Here is a 15,944-nt window from a genome sequence, read left to right as displayed (position 1 = left end):
CGTTCCTTTTCGCGTAAGGTATGTACTGATGTTAAAGAATGTCGATGTGTTCGCCGTTTAAAGCTTTGTTCATGCTTCGCACGGCACAGAATTTACCGCACATCGAGCAGGTATCTTCCTGTTCCGGCGAGCGGTCAGCACGGATGGCTTTTGCAGTCTCCGGGTCCAGTGCGCAGTCCCACTGTGCTTCCCAGTCGAGCACGCGGCGGGCATCGCCCATCTTGTCGTCAATATCACGCGCATGCGGAACACCTTTGGCGATGTCGGCAGCGTGTGCGGCGATTTTGCTTGCGATGATGCCCTGTTTTACATCATCCAGGTTCGGAAGAGCCAGATGCTCTGCCGGCGTTACGTAGCACAGGAAAGCAGCGCCGTTCATGGCCGCAATCGCGCCTCCGATGGCAGCGGTGATGTGGTCGTAGCCCGGTGCAATATCGGTCACAAGAGGGCCGAGGACATAGAACGGAGCGCCCATGCAGATGGTCTGCTGTACTTTCATGTTGGCCGCAATCTGATCCATCGGAACGTGGCCCGGTCCCTCAACCATAACCTGAACGTCTTTTTCCCAGGCACGTTTGGTGAGTTCGCCGAGGCGCACCAGCTCCTCAATCTGGCAGACATCCGTTGCGTCGGCAAGGCAGCCAGGACGGCAGGCGTCGCCGAGAGAAATGGTCACATCGTATTCACGGCAGATATCGAGAATCTCATCGTAATACTCGTAGAACGGATTCTCCTCGCCGGTCATGCACATCCAAGCGAACACGAGGGAGCCGCCGCGGGAAACAATATTCATTTTCCGTTTGTGTTTGCGGATCTGATCGATGGTTTTTCTGGTGATGCCGCAGTGCAGGGTGACGAAATCGACACCGTCCTCGGCATGGAGGCGGATGACGTCAATAAAATCTTTGGCGGTCAGCGTATCCAGGTCTCTCTGGTAATGGATCACACTGTCATATACCGGCACGGTGCCGATCATGGCCGGACATTCGGAGGTCAGTTTCCGCCGGAACGGCTGCGTATTGCCGTGGCTCGACAGGTCCATGATGGCTTCTGCGCCCATATTGACCGCGGAGAGTACCTTCTGCATCTCCACATCGTAATCTTTACAGTCTTTCGAAACACCGAGATTTACATTGATTTTCGTGCGCAGCATCGAGCCGATGCCCTCCGGGTCGATGCAGGTGTGCAGCTTATTGGCCGGAATGGCAACCTTTCCGCTGGCAACGAGCGGCATCAGGTCTTCCACGGCCATATACTCTTTTTCTGCGACTTTTTTCAGCTCCGGTGTTACAATGCCGCGGCGTGCGGCGTCCATCTGTGTTGCGTAATTGCGTTCCATCTGTTGTTCTCCTTTATTTTCAAAATCAGATCCGGTAAGCGTGGTTCAGCGGTCCCGAGCCGTGGCCGAGATCCATCATGCTCGCGAGTGCGCCCGAAATATACTCTTTTGCGGCGGAAATGGCATCCGGAAGGGAAAGCCCCTTTGCGAGCCCCGATGCGATGGCGCTGGAGAGTGTACAGCCGGTGCCGTGTGTGTTCGAATTGTCGATGCGTTTTCCGGTGAACCAGGTAAATGTGCCGTTGTGATATAAAAGATCGTTGGCATCATTGATACTGTGGCCGCCCTTTAATAGAACGGCACAGCCGCAGGAATCCCCGATCTCTTTTGCGGCGCGTTCCATATCGCTTTCCGACTGGATTTTGATGCCGGAGAGAACTTCTCCCTCTGGGATATTCGGTGTGATGACTTCGGCCAGAGGAAAGAGCAGTTTTTTCATCAGGTCAGGCACGCCGCCCGAAGCGAGCGCGGAACCGCTTGTAGCGACGAGGACCGGGTCCACAACGATGTGTTTGGCCTGGTAGAAGCGAAGCCGTTCGGAGATGACTTCGATCAGTGCCGGGGAGGATACCATACCGATTTTGACGGCGTCCGGGAAGATGTCCGTAAAGACGGCGTCAAGCTGTGCGGCCAGAAACTCCGGTGTTACATCGAAAATACCGGAAACTCCGGTGGTGTTCTGGGCGGTGAGTGCGGTAATTGCCGACATGGCGTAAACTCCGTTTGTGATCATGGTTTTGATGTCTGCCTGAATGCCGGCGCCTCCGCTGGAATCACTTCCCGCGATTGTTAATGCTGTTTTCATGTTTTTCGCGTCCATGAGAATTACTCCTTTGCATTACTTTTCTTTTTGGACAGGCGACAAAGAAAGTGGTGCCCCCAGTCTGCCGCCTGGTGTGAGGATGAATGGTTACGTAAAATTATTTGTTTTCCAGCATGCGCAGAGTCTGTTCTTTCAGATCCTTCGTTGCGGAAACAATGTCTTTCTGTGCAAAAATGGCACTGATGACGGCGATGCCGCAGATGCCGCTGCCGGAAAGCTCCGTCACGTTATCGCGTGTGATGCCGCCGATGGCGATGACAGGGATTTTAACGGCATTGCAGATAGCAGTCAGCGTTTCGTGGCTGACATCCTCCGCATCCGCCTTGGAACCGGTGTGGAAGACTGCGCCGACGCCGAGGTAATCTGCCCCGCGCTGCTCGGCGAGAATGGCCTGTTCCACGGTCTGTGCCGAAACGCCGATGATCTTGTCCGGGCCAAGCTTTGCACGGACATCGCCGGCCTCCATATCACTCTGGCCGACATGAACGCCGTCCGCATCCATCTTAGCTGCGATTTCCACGTTATCGTTGATGACGAAAGGAACATGGTATGCGGCACAGAGTTTTTTCAGTTCCAGTGCCTCTTCCATAAAGTGATCCTGGTCAAGATTTTTTTCGCGGAGCTGGATAAACGTTGCGCCGCCCTGCAGAGCCTTTTCCACCTGGCTGTACAGTGTCTCGCCGTTCAGCCAGCTGCGGTCTGTCACAGCATATAAAAGCAGGCCTTTTTTATCGCACTTCATACTTTGCACCTTTCTCCAGCGTCTCGCCGTCCATGTGGTAGATGGCGTCGATGATGCGGTTCCGGTAGGTGGAGTTGCCGTCTTCCGGTTTCATATGGCTCCAGCCGATCTCGCCGGCAAGTCCCATCGCGCAGACAGCGGCAGCAGCGGCTTTTAACGGCTCGTCCGGGTTGGCAACGAGGTAAGCGGTCATCATGCCGGAGAGCTGGCAGCCTGTTCCGGTGATGCTTCCCATCTCGGCGCGTCCGTTGCGGATCACGTAGCAGGTGTCAGCATCGGCAACGAGGTCGATCGCTCCTGTGATGGCGACAACACAGTTGTGGTCTTTCGCAAAGTTTTTTGCAAAAGCAACGGCGCTGTCGAGGTTTTCGTCTGTTACTTTATCGGCAACGTCTGCGTCAACACCCTTTGTCGTTCCGCTTCCGAGTGCCAGTGTTTTGATTTCGGAAATATTTCCGCGGATGACGGTGAACGGGATTTTTTCCATCAGTCCGACTGCGGTCGAAGTACGTAAGTGGCTTGCGCCTGCGCCGACTGGATCGAGCAGGATTTTGTGGCCGAGCGAAGCTGCTTTTGCACCGGCACGGTACATGCCGTCGATGCTCGTTCTGTGCAGCGTTCCGATGTTGATGTTCAGACCGCCGCAGATGGAGGTGATATCCTCGACATCCTCCGGTTCATCGGACATGATCGGGCTTGCGCCGCATGCCAGCAGAATATTGGCGACATCGTTTACTGTAACGTAATTTGTGATGTTGTGTACGAGAGGGGTTGTTTTTCTGACATTGTCAAGACAAGTGCCTAACATAATTTTTTGTTCCTCCTGTGTGAGTATTTTTGCAGAAGCAAATTCCCTTGTGGTACTGGAAGAACCTGTTGATGATGTGTTCATAGAGATTAAAAAAGCAGATATACGTGGAGGTATATCTGCAGAAAATGTGCATATCGTATCTCCCTACGTTGGCATTACCCAAATCAGGTTCAGGGTCTAGGAGATGCATCCTACTCTCAGCCCGCTTCGCACGCGAGCTCCCCTTTGCTTTCTGCAGACAATTATATACGCATAAAAACAATTGTGCAAGAGAAAAACGGAAGATTTAAAAAAATTTCAGAAAAATAAAAAAGACATGCAAAATATTGGAAATGTAATGTTATTTGGGTTGACAGAGAAAATAATATCAGCGTAAAATGAAGTATAAAATATGCGTGGAAGTCATGGACGTGATGATGCCGCTTCCATTCCGATTTTCGCCATGAGCGCCAACGCCTTTGTTGAAGACCGGCAGGCCGCAAAAGAGGCCGGCATGGACGTGCATATCGCAAAGCCGATTGATGCGGAATTACTGAAAAAGAAAATTGCAGAGTATTGCAGGTGAAAAGAAGTGCCCCTGCCCGGCATCTGATGTGTGCCGGGCAGGGGCTTTTGATGTGCGAATCTTATTTTTCTTCCTCCGGGTACGTATAGCCCCAGGTTCTGCGGAAGGAGGTCATCAGATCCATGACGTCCTTCGTGTAGTCGAGGTGCATGGTAGATGCATCTCCATTGATGGCGCGTTCCATGTCGGCGAGCTCATAGGCGAGTGCATCGGCGTTGTCACCGGCTTTGATGATTTCGGATTCGCCGGTGGAAGCGTCTGTGATTTTTGCTTCCCAGGCACGCGGGTACTCCATGATCTCGATAAATCCGTTCTCACAGGAAACCATGCCGCGTTTCGGCTGTTTGGAGTGGAGAGAGAGCATCACACTTGCCATCTGTCCTTCCTGATTGGTGAGAAGGAGGCCGGCCTGCTCGTCCACACCGGTCGGAGCGGGCTTTACCTGGGAAAGGAGCTGATCCGGCTTAGAGTCGAAGAACCAGCGGATGAAGGAGAGTGCGTATACGCCGATATCAAGCATCGCGCCGCCTGCGAGATTCCGGTTGAAGAAACGGTTCTTCATGTTGTACTCTTTGAAACTGCCGAAGTTCATCGTGATCAGATTGACTCTGCCGAGACTGCCGGAGTCGAGAAGTTTTTTCAGCTCTTTGTAGATCGGCATATGGTAAATCGTCATTGCCTCTCCGATGATGACATCTTTTTCTTTTGCAAGCGCTATGGCCTCGTCGAGCTCGTCACTGTTCAGCGTAATCGATTTCTCAACGAGAATGTGTTTTCCATTGGCAATCGCCTCTTTCATAAAGCCAAGATGCGTGTTGTGCGGCGTCGTGATATAAATGACATCGACCTCCGGATCGGTAAACATCTCATGGAAATCATCGTAAACTTTTCCAATTCCATATTTCTCCGCAAAAGCAGCCGCCTTCTCATGGGTCCGGTTGCCGACCGCGTAAATATTCTTTCCGTTTTTCTGTAGTGCGACCGCCATTTCATTTGCAATCACACCGCATCCGAGTACAGCCCATTTGATTTCTTTCATCGTGAGATTCTCCTATCGTATCTATTTCGACCAGAGCGGTTCTTCGCTTCCGCTGTAGTCAAACCGTCCGTCGTTTTTCTCTTCCAGTGCTTTGATCATATGGTACGTAAATTCATTGTAAGGCGTTGGAATTCCAAGCTCTTTTCCCATGCGGATCAGCGCACCCGAGAACATATCAATTTCCGTATGGCGTCCCGCATCGAGATCCTGGAGCGTCGAGTAGCGCGCTGTCGGCGGAACCGCACTTCCGCGTCCCGAGGAGACATCCGCCTTGCTGATATCAATTCCCTTTGCCTCCGCAATCGCCATCAGTTCTGCGCGGAGTCCGTCGCTGATCGCCTTCATATGCACACTGTCGCGGTAGCAGCCGACCCCGGCACCGAGAATAGCCTGCGGCAGGTTATTGCAGACATTCAGCCGGAATTTGCTCCATATTTCCTCTAAAATACAATCGGTTGCCCGGTAATGCAGCCCTGTGCCGGAGAACAGATCCAGAACAGCCTGCACACGCTCACTGTCGTACGGTGCCGAAACTTCGCCGAAAATGATGCCGAGCGTCGCCTCAGGGTTGAAAACGTAGCCGTCATTCTCTTTATGAGAAGCTACTTTGATAACAGCATGAAGCAGATGCTCCGCACCGACTTTTTCCGCGATGATCTCCTCACTGTCCACGCCGTTCATCAGACTCATGATCACAGTATTCTCGCCGGTAACGGCAGTAATATTGTCAAGAGCCCCCGGCAGTGCGCCGTATTTGAGCGAGACGATCAGAAAATCCACGCCGTGTGCCTCTTCCGGCGTCCATACCTCCGGGTGATAAACCGTATCGTTAATTTTGCATCCTTTGTTTTTCAGACGCTTCGCCCGTTCCCCGGATGCGATAACGCCAAGCCGGATGTCCTTTTTCTCCGAAAGCCCCCAGATCACATAAGACCCAACCGCTCCGGCGCCCAGAACAGCAACTGATTTTATTATCATAATAGCCTCCTTTGTAACTATTTGAATTACCCTTACTATAACAAATTTTGCGGAGATCCTCAATTTGTTTTTCAAAATAGAAAATTTCGGAAAAGGAAGCCAACGGTGTCCGCGGCGAATTCCAGATCAACTACGCTTGCGGCTTCGCCTTCTCCGGCGACTACCCCGAAGCCTCCATCTCCGATCTGCTGCACGAGGCAGATCTGAAAATGTACGAAGACAAAATCCGGACGAAAGAAGAACAGAAGGCAAAAGAAAAACAAGAGAAGAAATAAGAAACGAAGGAGAAACGAAATTCGAACATTTCTCCTTCGTTTTTTGCACGCATTTTTACCGGGAAATCATATTCTAAGGTTAGAATGAAAAAACAGGAGAATCTGTTGATGAAAGGAAAATGGCTGACAGGTGCGCTTGTACTGGCAATGGCGGCAGTGACGCTGGCGGGATGCGGGGCAAAAGATGAGACAAAAGAAAAAGTGGAGCAGGTGACATTAAATGAGGTTGCCCACTCCATTTTTTACGCCCCGCAGTACGTGGCAATTGAGGAGGGGTATTTTGCGGACGAGGGCATTGATCTGACGCTGATAACAGGATTTGGTGCAGATAAAGTGCTGACGGCGATGATTTCCGGCGAAGCGGATATCGGGTTTATGGGGGCGGAGGCAACCGTCTACGCGTACCTCGAGGGAACCGCAGACCCGGTTGTGAACTTCGCGCAGCTGACGCAGCGGGCGGGAAACTTTGTTGTGGGAAGAGAGAAAGACAATTCGTTTACCTGGGAGAAATTGAAAAACAAAGAGGTATTAGGGGGAAGAAAAGGCGGTATGCCGGAAATGGTCTTTGAGTATGTTCTGGCGCAGAAAGGGATTGATAAAAAAGACGTAAATATCAACCAGAGCATCGATTTTGGTTCCACAGCTGCCGCGTTCTCCGGCGGGCAGGGGGATTATACGATTGAATTTGAACCGTCCGCGACACTGCTCGAGCAGAAGGGCGACGGCTATGTCGTGGCATCGGTCGGAACGGAATCCGGGTATGTGCCGTATACGTCGTACAGCGTCAAACAGAGTTATCTGAAAACGCACGGCGCAACCGTAGAAAAATTCACGAAGGCACTGCAGAAGGGAATGGACTTCGTGCAGACGCACACACCGGAGGAGATTGCAGAAGTGATTGCGCCGCAGTTTGCAGAAACCGAGCTGGAAACCATCACCGCGATCGTGCGCCGCTACTATGAGCAGGATACGTGGAAAGAAAATCTGATCTTTGAGGAAGAAAGTTTTGATCTTCTGCAGGAGATTCTGGAGCAGGCGGGAGAGCTGGAGAAAAAGACACCGTACAAGACACTCGTGACAACAAAATACGCCGAAGAGGCCGCCGCCAAAGGCTGATTCCGGCGGAATAGAAAAGCGAAAAAAGACAGAAAAAGACACTTTTCGACATTCGTCGACAAACAGCGACATTTAATTCGAAAAAAATAAAGAAAATTGGAAAAGAAAAGCAGAAAAATAGAGAAAAAGTATTGCAAAAAAGTAAATTTTGTTGCATACTATGGGTGTCGCATATATTTTTTACAACACAGGCATACGGAGGCGAACAGACATGAAAGTAGGTTTTATCGGCGGCGGCAACATGGCGAGTGCCATGATTGGCGGAATGATCCAAAAAGGAGTTGTATCTGCAGATGACATTCTGGTATCGGTCCGCACGGAGAAAAGTGTGGAACGCTTGACCAACCAGTTTGGAGTCCAGGCGACTATGGAGAACGAAGCGGTCGTAGCCGGATCCGATCTTGTATTCCTGGCAGTAAAGCCAAACCAAATAAAAAATATAATAAACCTCGTCAAAAACTTCATCTCACCCGAGAAGATTATCGTATCGATTCTTCCCGGTAAGTCTTTACAATGGCTGGGTACAGAAATCGGAAAACCAACAAAGTTAATTCGCACCATGCCAAACACACCAGCACTCGTCGGAGAAGGAATGACCGGCGTCTGTGCCAATGATCTCGTGACGGAGGAAGAGCTGCAGCTCGTTTTAACCCTCCTGAAAAGCTTTGGCCGCGCAGAAGTTGTTCCGGAGTATCTGATGGATACCGTCACAGGTGTCAGCGGAAGCTCGCCGGCGTACGTATTTCTTTTCCTGGAGGCTCTTGCAGATGCGGCCGTAGCCGAAGGAATGCCGAGAAAACAGGCATATGAATTTGCTGCACAGTCTGTCCTTGGAAGCGCCAAAATGCTTCTCGAGACAGGAATGCACCCGGGAGAATTAAAAGACATGGTCTGCTCGCCAGGCGGAACCACCATCGAAGCGGTTGCCGTACTGGAGCGGGAGAACCTGAGAAGTGCTGTTATTGATGCAACACGAGCCTGCATCCGGAAATCAAAGGGAGTGGATTAGAAGGAGCAGCACCGCCGCTTTGACAGAATGACGCTAATGTGAAAGCAGCAAAATAAAGAATGTATGCACAAAAAAACAAACCAAAACAAGCAAAAAGCAAGCACAAAAAAGAGTAAAAAAACAAACGAGCGGAAAAATCCCGGCAGCCGTGGAAAAGGCACCGGGATTTTTTCTGGTAATTTATAGTTTTTTTCCTTTACTGAGCGTACTGTTGTGATAATCGGAAGAATAGGTTACATCCTTTCCAAACCATACCGGAGGAACAAAGGCGTTTGCGGATGCTTCGTCCGGAAACTCCACCTCTGCGAGGTAAAGGCCTTCATACGGCGCATCAAAGACATCGAGCTCGATCGTCAGATCCGTTCCGGTAAGCGGCAGCAGATAGCGTGTTTTTGAGATGAGAACGCCGTCTGCCTTTTCCCGCAGATGCAGGTAGGATTCCTTTGTGAGCGGAAGATTATACTCTTCACGCACCATCAGCCCTTTTGACTTGTAGGTCAGATAATATTCGTCGTCAGAGCGGCGGATGCGGACAACCGGTTCGGTGGAAAGATAGCCCTGCTCGATTTTTTTACATGGATAGCTTGTAAGATTTTCCGGAAGCTGATCCAGAAGGTATTTGCGTTCGATTTCCATAAAAGAGACTCCTTCTCGTGATTGCATCACTGCTTTTTTCAAGAGTTTACCATGCTTTTCCCGTGATGTTAAGCGAAATCCGGCTTTTTGCGAAAAAAGTCCTGAAATTTTTATGAAATGCAAGCATTCTGCGGAAAAATGTGGTATAATAGCGGCGGTTTGTTACAAAGAAAAGCAGAGAATATCACGTGACAAAACACACGAGACTGATCATACAACACAGGAGGACAAAACCATGGCAAAGATTTATGTATTTCTGGCAGACGGATGTGAAGAGATTGAGGCACTGACCCCGGTGGATCTGCTGCGCAGAGCCGGAGAAGACGTATGCACCGTTTCTATTATGGGAAGAAAAGAAGTAACAGGATCCCACAAAATCACCATTCTTGCAGATGAAACCATCGAAGAGGGAGAGTTTGATGACGGAGACATGCTGGTACTTCCGGGCGGAATGCCGGGTACATTAAATCTGGCCGGAAACGAGACGCTCGCAGCGCTGATTCGTTCCTATGACGATCAGGGAAAGAAACTGGCAGCCATCTGCGCAGCGCCGAGCATCCTTGGTGTGATGGGCATCTTAAAAGATAAAAACGCCGTCTGCTTCCCGGGATTTGAAGAAAAGCTGGCAGGCGCAAACGTACTCGATGTACCGGCAGTCACCGACAAAAATGTGACCACCGGCCGCGGCATGGGAGCAGCCACTGACTTCGCACTGGAGCTGATCCGTGTTCTGCAGGGAGAGGACAAAGCAAAAGAAATGGCGGAAAAAATCGTATTTCATTGCTAAAAAAAAGCCTAAAAACCACAGAAATATAAAAAAATCACTGGCGTTTTTGAAAAGAGTATGCTATACTCGATAAATGACTGTAGAATGGAGAGGTGTGCAGGTTTTCTGCCGCTTTTCAGATAAATCAAGGAGGAAATTGATAAAATGAGTGTACAGGTCGAAAATTTAGAAAAGAATATGGCCAAACTTACCATTGAGGTTCCGGCTGAAGAATTAGAGAAAGCACTGGAGAAAGCTTACCAGAAACAGAAAAAGAACATCAGCGTTCCGGGCTTCCGTAAAGGAAAAGTTCCGAGAGCTATGGTAGAAAAAATGTATGGCCCGGCAGTATTCTATGAGGATGCTGTAAACAGCCTTGTTCCGGAAGAGTATTCCAAAGCAGCAGAAGAGAGCAAACTGGACATCGTATCCCGTCCGGAGATCAACGTAGAGCAGATCGAAAAAGGCAAAGCTTTCATCTTTACCGCAACTGTAGCAGTAAAACCGGAAGTTACCCTTGGCGAGTACAAAGGTCTGGAAGTAGCAAAAGCTGACACAACCGTTACAGATGAAGAAGTAGAAGCTGAGCTGAAAAAAGAGCAGGAGAAAAATGCAAGAACCATCAATGTAGAGGATCGTCCGGCAGCAGACGGAGATACCGTTACACTTGACTTCGAAGGTTCTGTAGACGGCGTTCCGTTCGACGGCGGCGCTGGAAAAGATTATCCGCTGACCCTTGGCTCCCATTCCTTCATTCCGGGATTCGAAGAGCAGCTCGTTGGCGCAGCTCTGGAAGAGGAGAAGGAAGTAAACGTTACTTTCCCAGAGGATTATCAGGCAGAAGAGCTTGCTGGAAAAGCAGCAGTATTCAAATGCACCATCCACAAAATCGAAGCAAAAGAGCTTCCGGCACTTGATGACGACTTCGCAAAAGACGTTTCCGAGTTCGATACTCTGGATGAGTACAAAAAAGAAATCAAAGACAACCTGACCAAGAAAAAAGAAGAGCAGGCTAAGACAGAAAAAGAGAACGCTGTCGTAGATAAAGCAGTAGAGAACGCAACAATGGAGATTCCGGAAGCTATGATCGATACGCAGGTAGAGAACATGGTTGACGATTTCGCAAGAAGAATCCAGTCCCAGGGTCTGTCCATGGAGCAGTACATGCAGTTTACAGGCGCTACCGTTGATTCCTTAAAAGAGCAGATGAAACCGCAGGCTGTTAAGAGAATCGAGAGCAGACTGGTACTTGAGAAAGTTGCAGAAGCAGAGAACATCCAGATCAGCGATGAGAAGCTGGACGAAGAGCTGGCTAAAATGGCTGAAATGTACAAAATGGAGCTGGATAAATTCAAAGAGCTCGTTGGCGAATATGAGAAAGAGCAGATGAAGAAAGATCTCGCTGTTCAGGAAGCAGTAACTCTCATGGCCGACAGCGCAAAAGAGGCGTAAGACCTCGGAAAGAGAGGCAATTGAATGAGTTTTGTACCTTATGTCATCGAGCAGACAAGCAGGGGAGAGAGAAGTTACGATATTTATTCAAGACTGCTGAACGACCGTATTATTTTTCTGGGAGAGGAAGTCACTGACGTATCGGCAAACCTGATCGTTGCACAGCTTCTGTTCCTGGAGTCTGAAGATCCGGGAAAAGATATCCACATGTATATCAACAGTCCGGGAGGTTCTGTAAGCGCAGGACTTGCTATCTACGATACGATGCAGTACATCAAATGTGATGTATCTACGATCTGTATCGGTATGGCTGCCAGCATGGGAGCATTCCTTCTTGCCGGCGGTACCAAAGGAAAGAGAATGGCTCTGCCAAACTCTGAAATCATGATTCATCAGCCATCCGGCGGTGCACAGGGTCAGGCAACCGAGATCAAAATCGTTGCAGAACAGATTCTGAAAACCAAACGGAAATTAAATGAAATTCTGGCGGCAAATACAGGAAAACCGCTGGAACAGATTGAGATCGATACCGAGCGTGACAACTACATGTCCGCAGAGGAAGCAAAAGCATACGGTCTGATTGATAATGTAATTACGAACCGATAAGAGAGGAAAGGTGTCCAAAAGCGTAGTTCCGGCAATGAGGCTTTTGTGGCACCTTTTGCCTTATCCGGCGATAAGGTTTAGTTGTAATATGTTGAAAGGAAGAAAACGATGGCTATAAAAGGGAATGATACCAAGATCCGCTGCTCTTTCTGCGGAAAGACAGAAGACCAGGTACGCAAGCTGATCGCAGGCCCGGACGGGGCATACATCTGTGATGACTGCGTGGCAATCTGCTCGGAGATCATTCAGGAAGAATTTGAGGATCTGTACGGCGAGCAGGATACCGACGAGATCAACCTGATCAAACCAAAGGAAATCAAAGCATTTCTGGATGACTACGTAATCGGACAGGATGAGGCGAAAAAAGTGCTCTCCGTTGCTGTTTACAACCATTACAAACGAGTGCTTTCCGGTGCATCCTCCGACATCGAACTGCAGAAGAGCAACATTCTGATGCTCGGACCGACCGGTTCCGGAAAAACGTATCTGGCACAGACACTGGCCAAACTGATCAACGTTCCGTTTGCAATTGCAGACGCAACGGCGCTCACCGAGGCAGGTTATGTCGGCGAGGACGTAGAAAACATTCTGCTCCGCCTCATTCAGGCAGCAGACTATGATATCGAGCGCGCTGAGCACGGCATCATCTACATCGATGAGATCGATAAAATCACAAGAAAATCCGAAAACGCTTCGATCACACGAGATGTTTCCGGCGAGGGTGTACAGCAGGCACTGCTGAAAATCCTGGAGGGAACTGTAGCTTCCGTTCCGCCGCAGGGCGGAAGAAAGCATCCGCATCAGGAGTTTATTCAGATTGATACGACGAATATCCTCTTTATCTGCGGCGGTGCATTCGAAGGACTCGAGAAGATCATCGAGACGAGACAGGATACGAAATCCATCGGATTCAACAATCCGATCGGCCATGCAAAAGATGAGAATGTCGGAGATCTGCTCCGTCAGGTCATGCCGCAGGATCTGACCAAGTTCGGCCTGATTCCGGAGTTTGTCGGACGTGTGCCGATTGTCGTTACGTTAAATTCTCTGGATGAGACGGCCCTGATGAAGATTCTGGTTGAGCCGAAGAATTCTCTGGTCAAACAGTACAAGAAGCTGTTTGAGCTGGACGGCGTACAGCTTGATTTCAAAGAAGATGCACTCGAAGCGATTGCAAAGAAATCCCTGGAGCGGAAAACAGGCGCCAGAGGTCTCCGCGCAATCATGGAAGATACGATGATGGATCTGATGTATGAGATCCCGTCGGACAATACGACAAAAGAATGCGTCATCACCAAGGACGCTGTAGAAAAGAAGGCGGAGCCGGAGATTATTCACGGCGAACCGGCCCCTGTTCCACGGCGGAATATGGGAAGAAGATCCGGAAGACCGGAAACCGCCTGAAAAACGCAGGAGGAAACTTAAATGGAAGAAGTGACAAAAGTATTACCGGCGATTGCGCTGCGTGGAACAACGATTTTGCCGGATATGATTGTACATTTTGATATCAGCAGACCTAAATCGGTCCGTGCGGTCGAGGAGGCGATGCTGGGAGACCAGAAAATTTTCCTGATTACACAGAAAGACCCGGATACGGAAGTACCGGGTCTGCTTGATGTGTATAAAATTGGAACAATTGCGGTCATCAAACAGGTTGTGAGAATGCCAAAGGATGTTCTTCGGATTCTCGTAGAAGCAGAAAGACGCGCAGAACTGCTGAACTTCGAGGAAGAGGAGAGCGAGTATCTCCGCGCCGAGGTGGCGCTGTTTACCGGCTCGGACGAAATGCAGTTTTCCGATATCGAGCAGGAGGCAATGCTGCGCAACTTAAAAGAGCTGTTTGCCGTCTACTGCGAGCAGACGCAGAAAGTCAGCAAGGAACTGGCAGGCCAGATCCTCGGAACCGAAGAAGTTGGAAAGCTGGTGGACCAGATCTGCATGAATCTGCCCCTCGACTACGTAAACCGCCAGAAACTGCTGGAGGCTGTGGAGCTTTCCGAGCGGTATGATACGCTCTGCGTCATGATCGCCAACGAGATTCAGATTCAGGAGATCCGTTCGGAGATTCAGGGAAAAATCAAAGAGCGGATCGATAAGAACCAGCGTGATTATATTCTGCGCGAGCAGCTTAAAGTCATCCGCGAGGAACTCGGCGAGGACAATTCCCGGACCGAGATTGAAAATTATAAGAAGCAGCTTGAGAAGCTCAAAGCCTCCAAAGAGGTAAAAGAGCGGATTTCCGAGGAGATCCACCGTCTGGAAAATTCGGCAAACAATCCGTCCGAGGCAGGCGTGATCCGCGGCTATATCGAGACACTGCTGGGGCTTCCGTGGGATAAGGCATCCCGTGACAATCAAGATCTGGCAAGAGCACGCGAGATTCTGGAGGAAGATCACTACGGTCTTTCGAAAGTAAAAGAGAGAATCCTCGAATTCCTGGCCGTACGCACCCTGACGAAGAAAGGCGCGAGCCCGATTCTCTGCCTGGCAGGCCCTCCGGGAACCGGTAAGACCTCGATTGCGAGAAGCGTGGCGCGAGCCCTGAATAAAAAATACGTCCGCATCTGTCTCGGCGGTGTGCGGGATGAGGCGGAGATCCGCGGCCACAGAAGAACCTACATCGGCGCGATGCCGGGACGCATTGCGGCGGGACTCCATCAGGCGAAGGTGAAAAATCCGCTGATGCTGCTCGACGAGATCGACAAAGTAAGTGCAGATTACAAGGGAGATACCTCTTCCGCACTTCTTGAGGTCCTCGATTCCGAGCAGAATAATAAATTTGCCGATCATTACGTAGAGCTTCCGATCGACCTTTCGGAGGTGCTCTTTATTGCAACCGCAAATGATATTCAGAACATTCCGCGTCCGTTGCTGGACCGTATGGAAGTGATTGAAATTTCAAGCTATACGGAAAACGAGAAGTTCCATATCGCAAAAGAACATCTCGTTCCGAAGCAGAAGAAGGCGAACGGTCTGAAAGAAGCACAGCTTGTGATCGAGGATGAGGCGCTGATGGAAGTGATCAGCGGCTACACCAGAGAGGCCGGTGTCCGCTCCCTGGAGCGCCAGATCGGCAGAATCTGCAGAAAGAGCGCGAGAAAGATTCTCGAGGAACAGGTAAAAGAGGTTGTTGTGACGAAAAAAAACCTGGAAGAGTTCCTCGGAAAAGAGAGGTATGAGTTCCAGCCGGCCAACGAAAAACCGGAGATTGGTATTGTGCGCGGTCTTGCCTGGACGGCAGTCGGCGGCGATACGCTGCAGATCGAGGTCAATGTGATGCCGGGAAAAGGAGAGTTTCTGCTGACCGGCCAGCTCGGCGATGTGATGAAGGAGTCTGCGCAGGCGGGCATCAGCTTTATTCGTTCCGTGGCAGAGCAGTATGAGATTCCGAAAGAATTTTTCGAGAAACACGACATCCACATTCACATTCCGGAGGGAGCCGTTCCAAAAGATGGCCCGTCTGCCGGTATTACGATGGCGACGGCGATGGTTTCCGCGATCACAAAGGTTCCGGTAAAAGCAGACGTTGCGATGACCGGAGAGATTACGCTCCGCGGCCGTGTGCTTCCGATCGGTGGCTTAAAAGAGAAGCTGCTGGCGGCAAAGAAAGCCGGTATCCATATGGTTCTCGTTCCGGAGAAAAATGAGCCGGATGTAAGAGAACTGGATGCGGAGATCACAGACGGACTGCAGATCGAATTTGTCGGCAGCATGGAACAGGTATTAAAACTGGCACTTGTGGAAAAGAAGTAAGGCCAGAAGATGCAAAAAACAGGAGAAGAAAAGT

The 15,944-nt window shown here is 50.1% G+C and carries 15 protein-coding genes and 1 riboswitch; of the genes, 8 read left to right on the top strand and 7 right to left on the bottom strand.

The genetic code is table 11. The annotated features are described in order from the left end of the window. Positions 1-31 precede the first annotated feature (31 nt). The 4 genes from thiC to thiM all read right to left on the bottom strand — a co-directional run bounded on the left by thiC (position 32) and on the right by thiM (position 3,712). Positions 32-1,339: a phosphomethylpyrimidine synthase ThiC gene (gene thiC / locus DWZ44_RS02995; RefSeq protein ID WP_022461338.1), complete on the bottom strand. Its 1,308-nt coding sequence runs from the start codon at positions 1,337-1,339 to the stop codon at positions 32-34. Positions 1,340-1,364: 25 nt separating this feature from the next. Then, positions 1,365-2,144, bottom strand: coding sequence for a bifunctional hydroxymethylpyrimidine kinase/phosphomethylpyrimidine kinase (gene thiD, locus DWZ44_RS02990; RefSeq protein WP_117804332.1), 780 nt, complete (start codon positions 2,142-2,144; stop codon positions 1,365-1,367). Between the two features lie 115 nt (positions 2,145-2,259). Further along, complete coding sequence (gene thiE, locus DWZ44_RS02985; RefSeq protein ID WP_055226936.1) at positions 2,260-2,904, bottom strand: thiamine phosphate synthase; 645 nt, start codon at positions 2,902-2,904, stop codon at positions 2,260-2,262. After that, positions 2,891-3,712: a hydroxyethylthiazole kinase gene (gene thiM / locus DWZ44_RS02980; protein ID WP_022461341.1), complete on the bottom strand. Its 822-nt coding sequence runs from the start codon at positions 3,710-3,712 to the stop codon at positions 2,891-2,893. Before thiM ends, thiE begins: the two co-directional genes overlap by 14 nt. Positions 3,713-3,838: 126 nt before the next feature. Next, positions 3,839-3,950, bottom strand: a riboswitch (TPP riboswitch). Between the two features lie 156 nt (positions 3,951-4,106). Here thiM and DWZ44_RS02975 point away from each other — a divergent pair. After that, positions 4,107-4,280 (top strand): response regulator, encoded by a 174-nt coding sequence (locus DWZ44_RS02975; RefSeq protein WP_117760475.1) that lies wholly within the window; start codon positions 4,107-4,109, stop codon positions 4,278-4,280. 61 nt (positions 4,281-4,341) lie between these two features. Here DWZ44_RS02975 and DWZ44_RS02970 read toward each other — a convergent pair whose 3' ends face one another. Further along, entirely contained in the window at positions 4,342-5,319 is a 978-nt protein-coding gene (locus DWZ44_RS02970; protein ID WP_117804192.1) for a Gfo/Idh/MocA family protein, read from the bottom strand. Between the two features lie 21 nt (positions 5,320-5,340). Next, a complete protein-coding gene (locus tag DWZ44_RS02965; protein ID WP_117804191.1) occupies positions 5,341-6,297 on the bottom strand; it encodes a ketopantoate reductase family protein in 957 nt (318 codons plus the stop codon). Between the two features lie 383 nt (positions 6,298-6,680). On the opposite strand from DWZ44_RS02965, the gene DWZ44_RS02955 reads away from it, so the two are divergent. Beyond that, positions 6,681-7,688 (top strand): ABC transporter substrate-binding protein, encoded by a 1,008-nt coding sequence (locus DWZ44_RS02955; RefSeq protein ID WP_117804189.1) that lies wholly within the window; start codon positions 6,681-6,683, stop codon positions 7,686-7,688. Positions 7,689-7,899: 211 nt separating this feature from the next. After that, positions 7,900-8,697: a pyrroline-5-carboxylate reductase gene (proC, locus tag DWZ44_RS02950; RefSeq protein WP_022461345.1), complete on the top strand. Its 798-nt coding sequence runs from the start codon at positions 7,900-7,902 to the stop codon at positions 8,695-8,697. Between the two features lie 180 nt (positions 8,698-8,877). Here proC and DWZ44_RS02945 read toward each other — a convergent pair whose 3' ends face one another. Continuing rightward, on the bottom strand, positions 8,878-9,333 hold the full coding sequence (locus DWZ44_RS02945; RefSeq protein WP_022461346.1) for a CYTH domain-containing protein: 456 nt from the start codon (positions 9,331-9,333) through the stop codon (positions 8,878-8,880). Between the two features lie 235 nt (positions 9,334-9,568). Between DWZ44_RS02945 and DWZ44_RS02940 the strand changes: the two genes are divergently transcribed. From DWZ44_RS02940 to lon, 5 genes are all read left to right on the top strand, one after another. Next, the gene (locus DWZ44_RS02940) at positions 9,569-10,120 is read left to right on the top strand and encodes a DJ-1 family glyoxalase III (RefSeq protein WP_055219893.1); all 552 of its coding nucleotides are present in this window, start codon (positions 9,569-9,571) and stop codon (positions 10,118-10,120) included. 144 nt (positions 10,121-10,264) lie between these two features. Continuing rightward, complete coding sequence (tig, locus tag DWZ44_RS02935; RefSeq protein ID WP_022461348.1) at positions 10,265-11,551, top strand: trigger factor; 1,287 nt, start codon at positions 10,265-10,267, stop codon at positions 11,549-11,551. A 24-nt stretch (positions 11,552-11,575) separates the two neighbouring features. Next, entirely contained in the window at positions 11,576-12,157 is a 582-nt protein-coding gene (gene clpP / locus DWZ44_RS02930; protein WP_022461349.1) for an ATP-dependent Clp endopeptidase proteolytic subunit ClpP, read from the top strand. Between the two features lie 108 nt (positions 12,158-12,265). Further along, complete coding sequence (clpX, locus tag DWZ44_RS02925) at positions 12,266-13,561, top strand: ATP-dependent Clp protease ATP-binding subunit ClpX (RefSeq protein WP_117509624.1); 1,296 nt, start codon at positions 12,266-12,268, stop codon at positions 13,559-13,561. 21 nt (positions 13,562-13,582) lie between these two features. Further along, complete coding sequence (gene lon, locus DWZ44_RS02920; RefSeq protein WP_117804188.1) at positions 13,583-15,910, top strand: endopeptidase La; 2,328 nt, start codon at positions 13,583-13,585, stop codon at positions 15,908-15,910. Positions 15,911-15,944: the final 34 nt, after the last annotated feature.

The organism is Blautia sp. AF32-4BH (genome assembly GCF_003460565.1).
Lineage (GTDB): Bacteria > Bacillota > Clostridia > Lachnospirales > Lachnospiraceae > Fusicatenibacter > Fusicatenibacter saccharivorans.
The sequence above is the reverse complement of the archived record's forward strand: the minus strand, read 5'-3'. Positions and strand labels throughout refer to the sequence as shown.

Bases quoted from the DNA above. Each gene is read 5' to 3' on its own strand.
- DWZ44_RS02965 (WP_117804191.1), bottom strand. From the start codon at position 6,297: ATGATAATAAAATCAGTTGCTGTTCTGGGCGCCGGAGCGGTTGGGTCT.
- lon (WP_117804188.1), top strand. From the start codon at position 13,583: ATGGAAGAAGTGACAAAAGTATTACCGGCGATTGCGCTGCGTGGAACA.
- thiE (WP_055226936.1), bottom strand. From the start codon at position 2,904: ATGAAGTGCGATAAAAAAGGCCTGCTTTTATATGCTGTGACAGACCGC.
- clpX (WP_117509624.1), top strand. From the start codon at position 12,266: ATGGCTATAAAAGGGAATGATACCAAGATCCGCTGCTCTTTCTGCGGA.
- DWZ44_RS02940 (WP_055219893.1), top strand. From the start codon at position 9,569: ATGGCAAAGATTTATGTATTTCTGGCAGACGGATGTGAAGAGATTGAG.
- thiD (WP_117804332.1), bottom strand. From the start codon at position 2,144: ATGAAAACAGCATTAACAATCGCGGGAAGTGATTCCAGCGGAGGCGCC.
- clpP (WP_022461349.1), top strand. From the start codon at position 11,576: ATGAGTTTTGTACCTTATGTCATCGAGCAGACAAGCAGGGGAGAGAGA.
- proC (WP_022461345.1), top strand. From the start codon at position 7,900: ATGAAAGTAGGTTTTATCGGCGGCGGCAACATGGCGAGTGCCATGATT.
- tig (WP_022461348.1), top strand. From the start codon at position 10,265: ATGAGTGTACAGGTCGAAAATTTAGAAAAGAATATGGCCAAACTTACC.
- thiM (WP_022461341.1), bottom strand. From the start codon at position 3,712: ATGTTAGGCACTTGTCTTGACAATGTCAGAAAAACAACCCCTCTCGTA.
- DWZ44_RS02945 (WP_022461346.1), bottom strand. From the start codon at position 9,333: ATGGAAATCGAACGCAAATACCTTCTGGATCAGCTTCCGGAAAATCTT.
- DWZ44_RS02975 (WP_117760475.1), top strand. From the start codon at position 4,107: ATGCGTGGAAGTCATGGACGTGATGATGCCGCTTCCATTCCGATTTTC.
- thiC (WP_022461338.1), bottom strand. From the start codon at position 1,339: ATGGAACGCAATTACGCAACACAGATGGACGCCGCACGCCGCGGCATT.
- DWZ44_RS02970 (WP_117804192.1), bottom strand. From the start codon at position 5,319: ATGAAAGAAATCAAATGGGCTGTACTCGGATGCGGTGTGATTGCAAAT.
- DWZ44_RS02955 (WP_117804189.1), top strand. From the start codon at position 6,681: ATGAAAGGAAAATGGCTGACAGGTGCGCTTGTACTGGCAATGGCGGCA.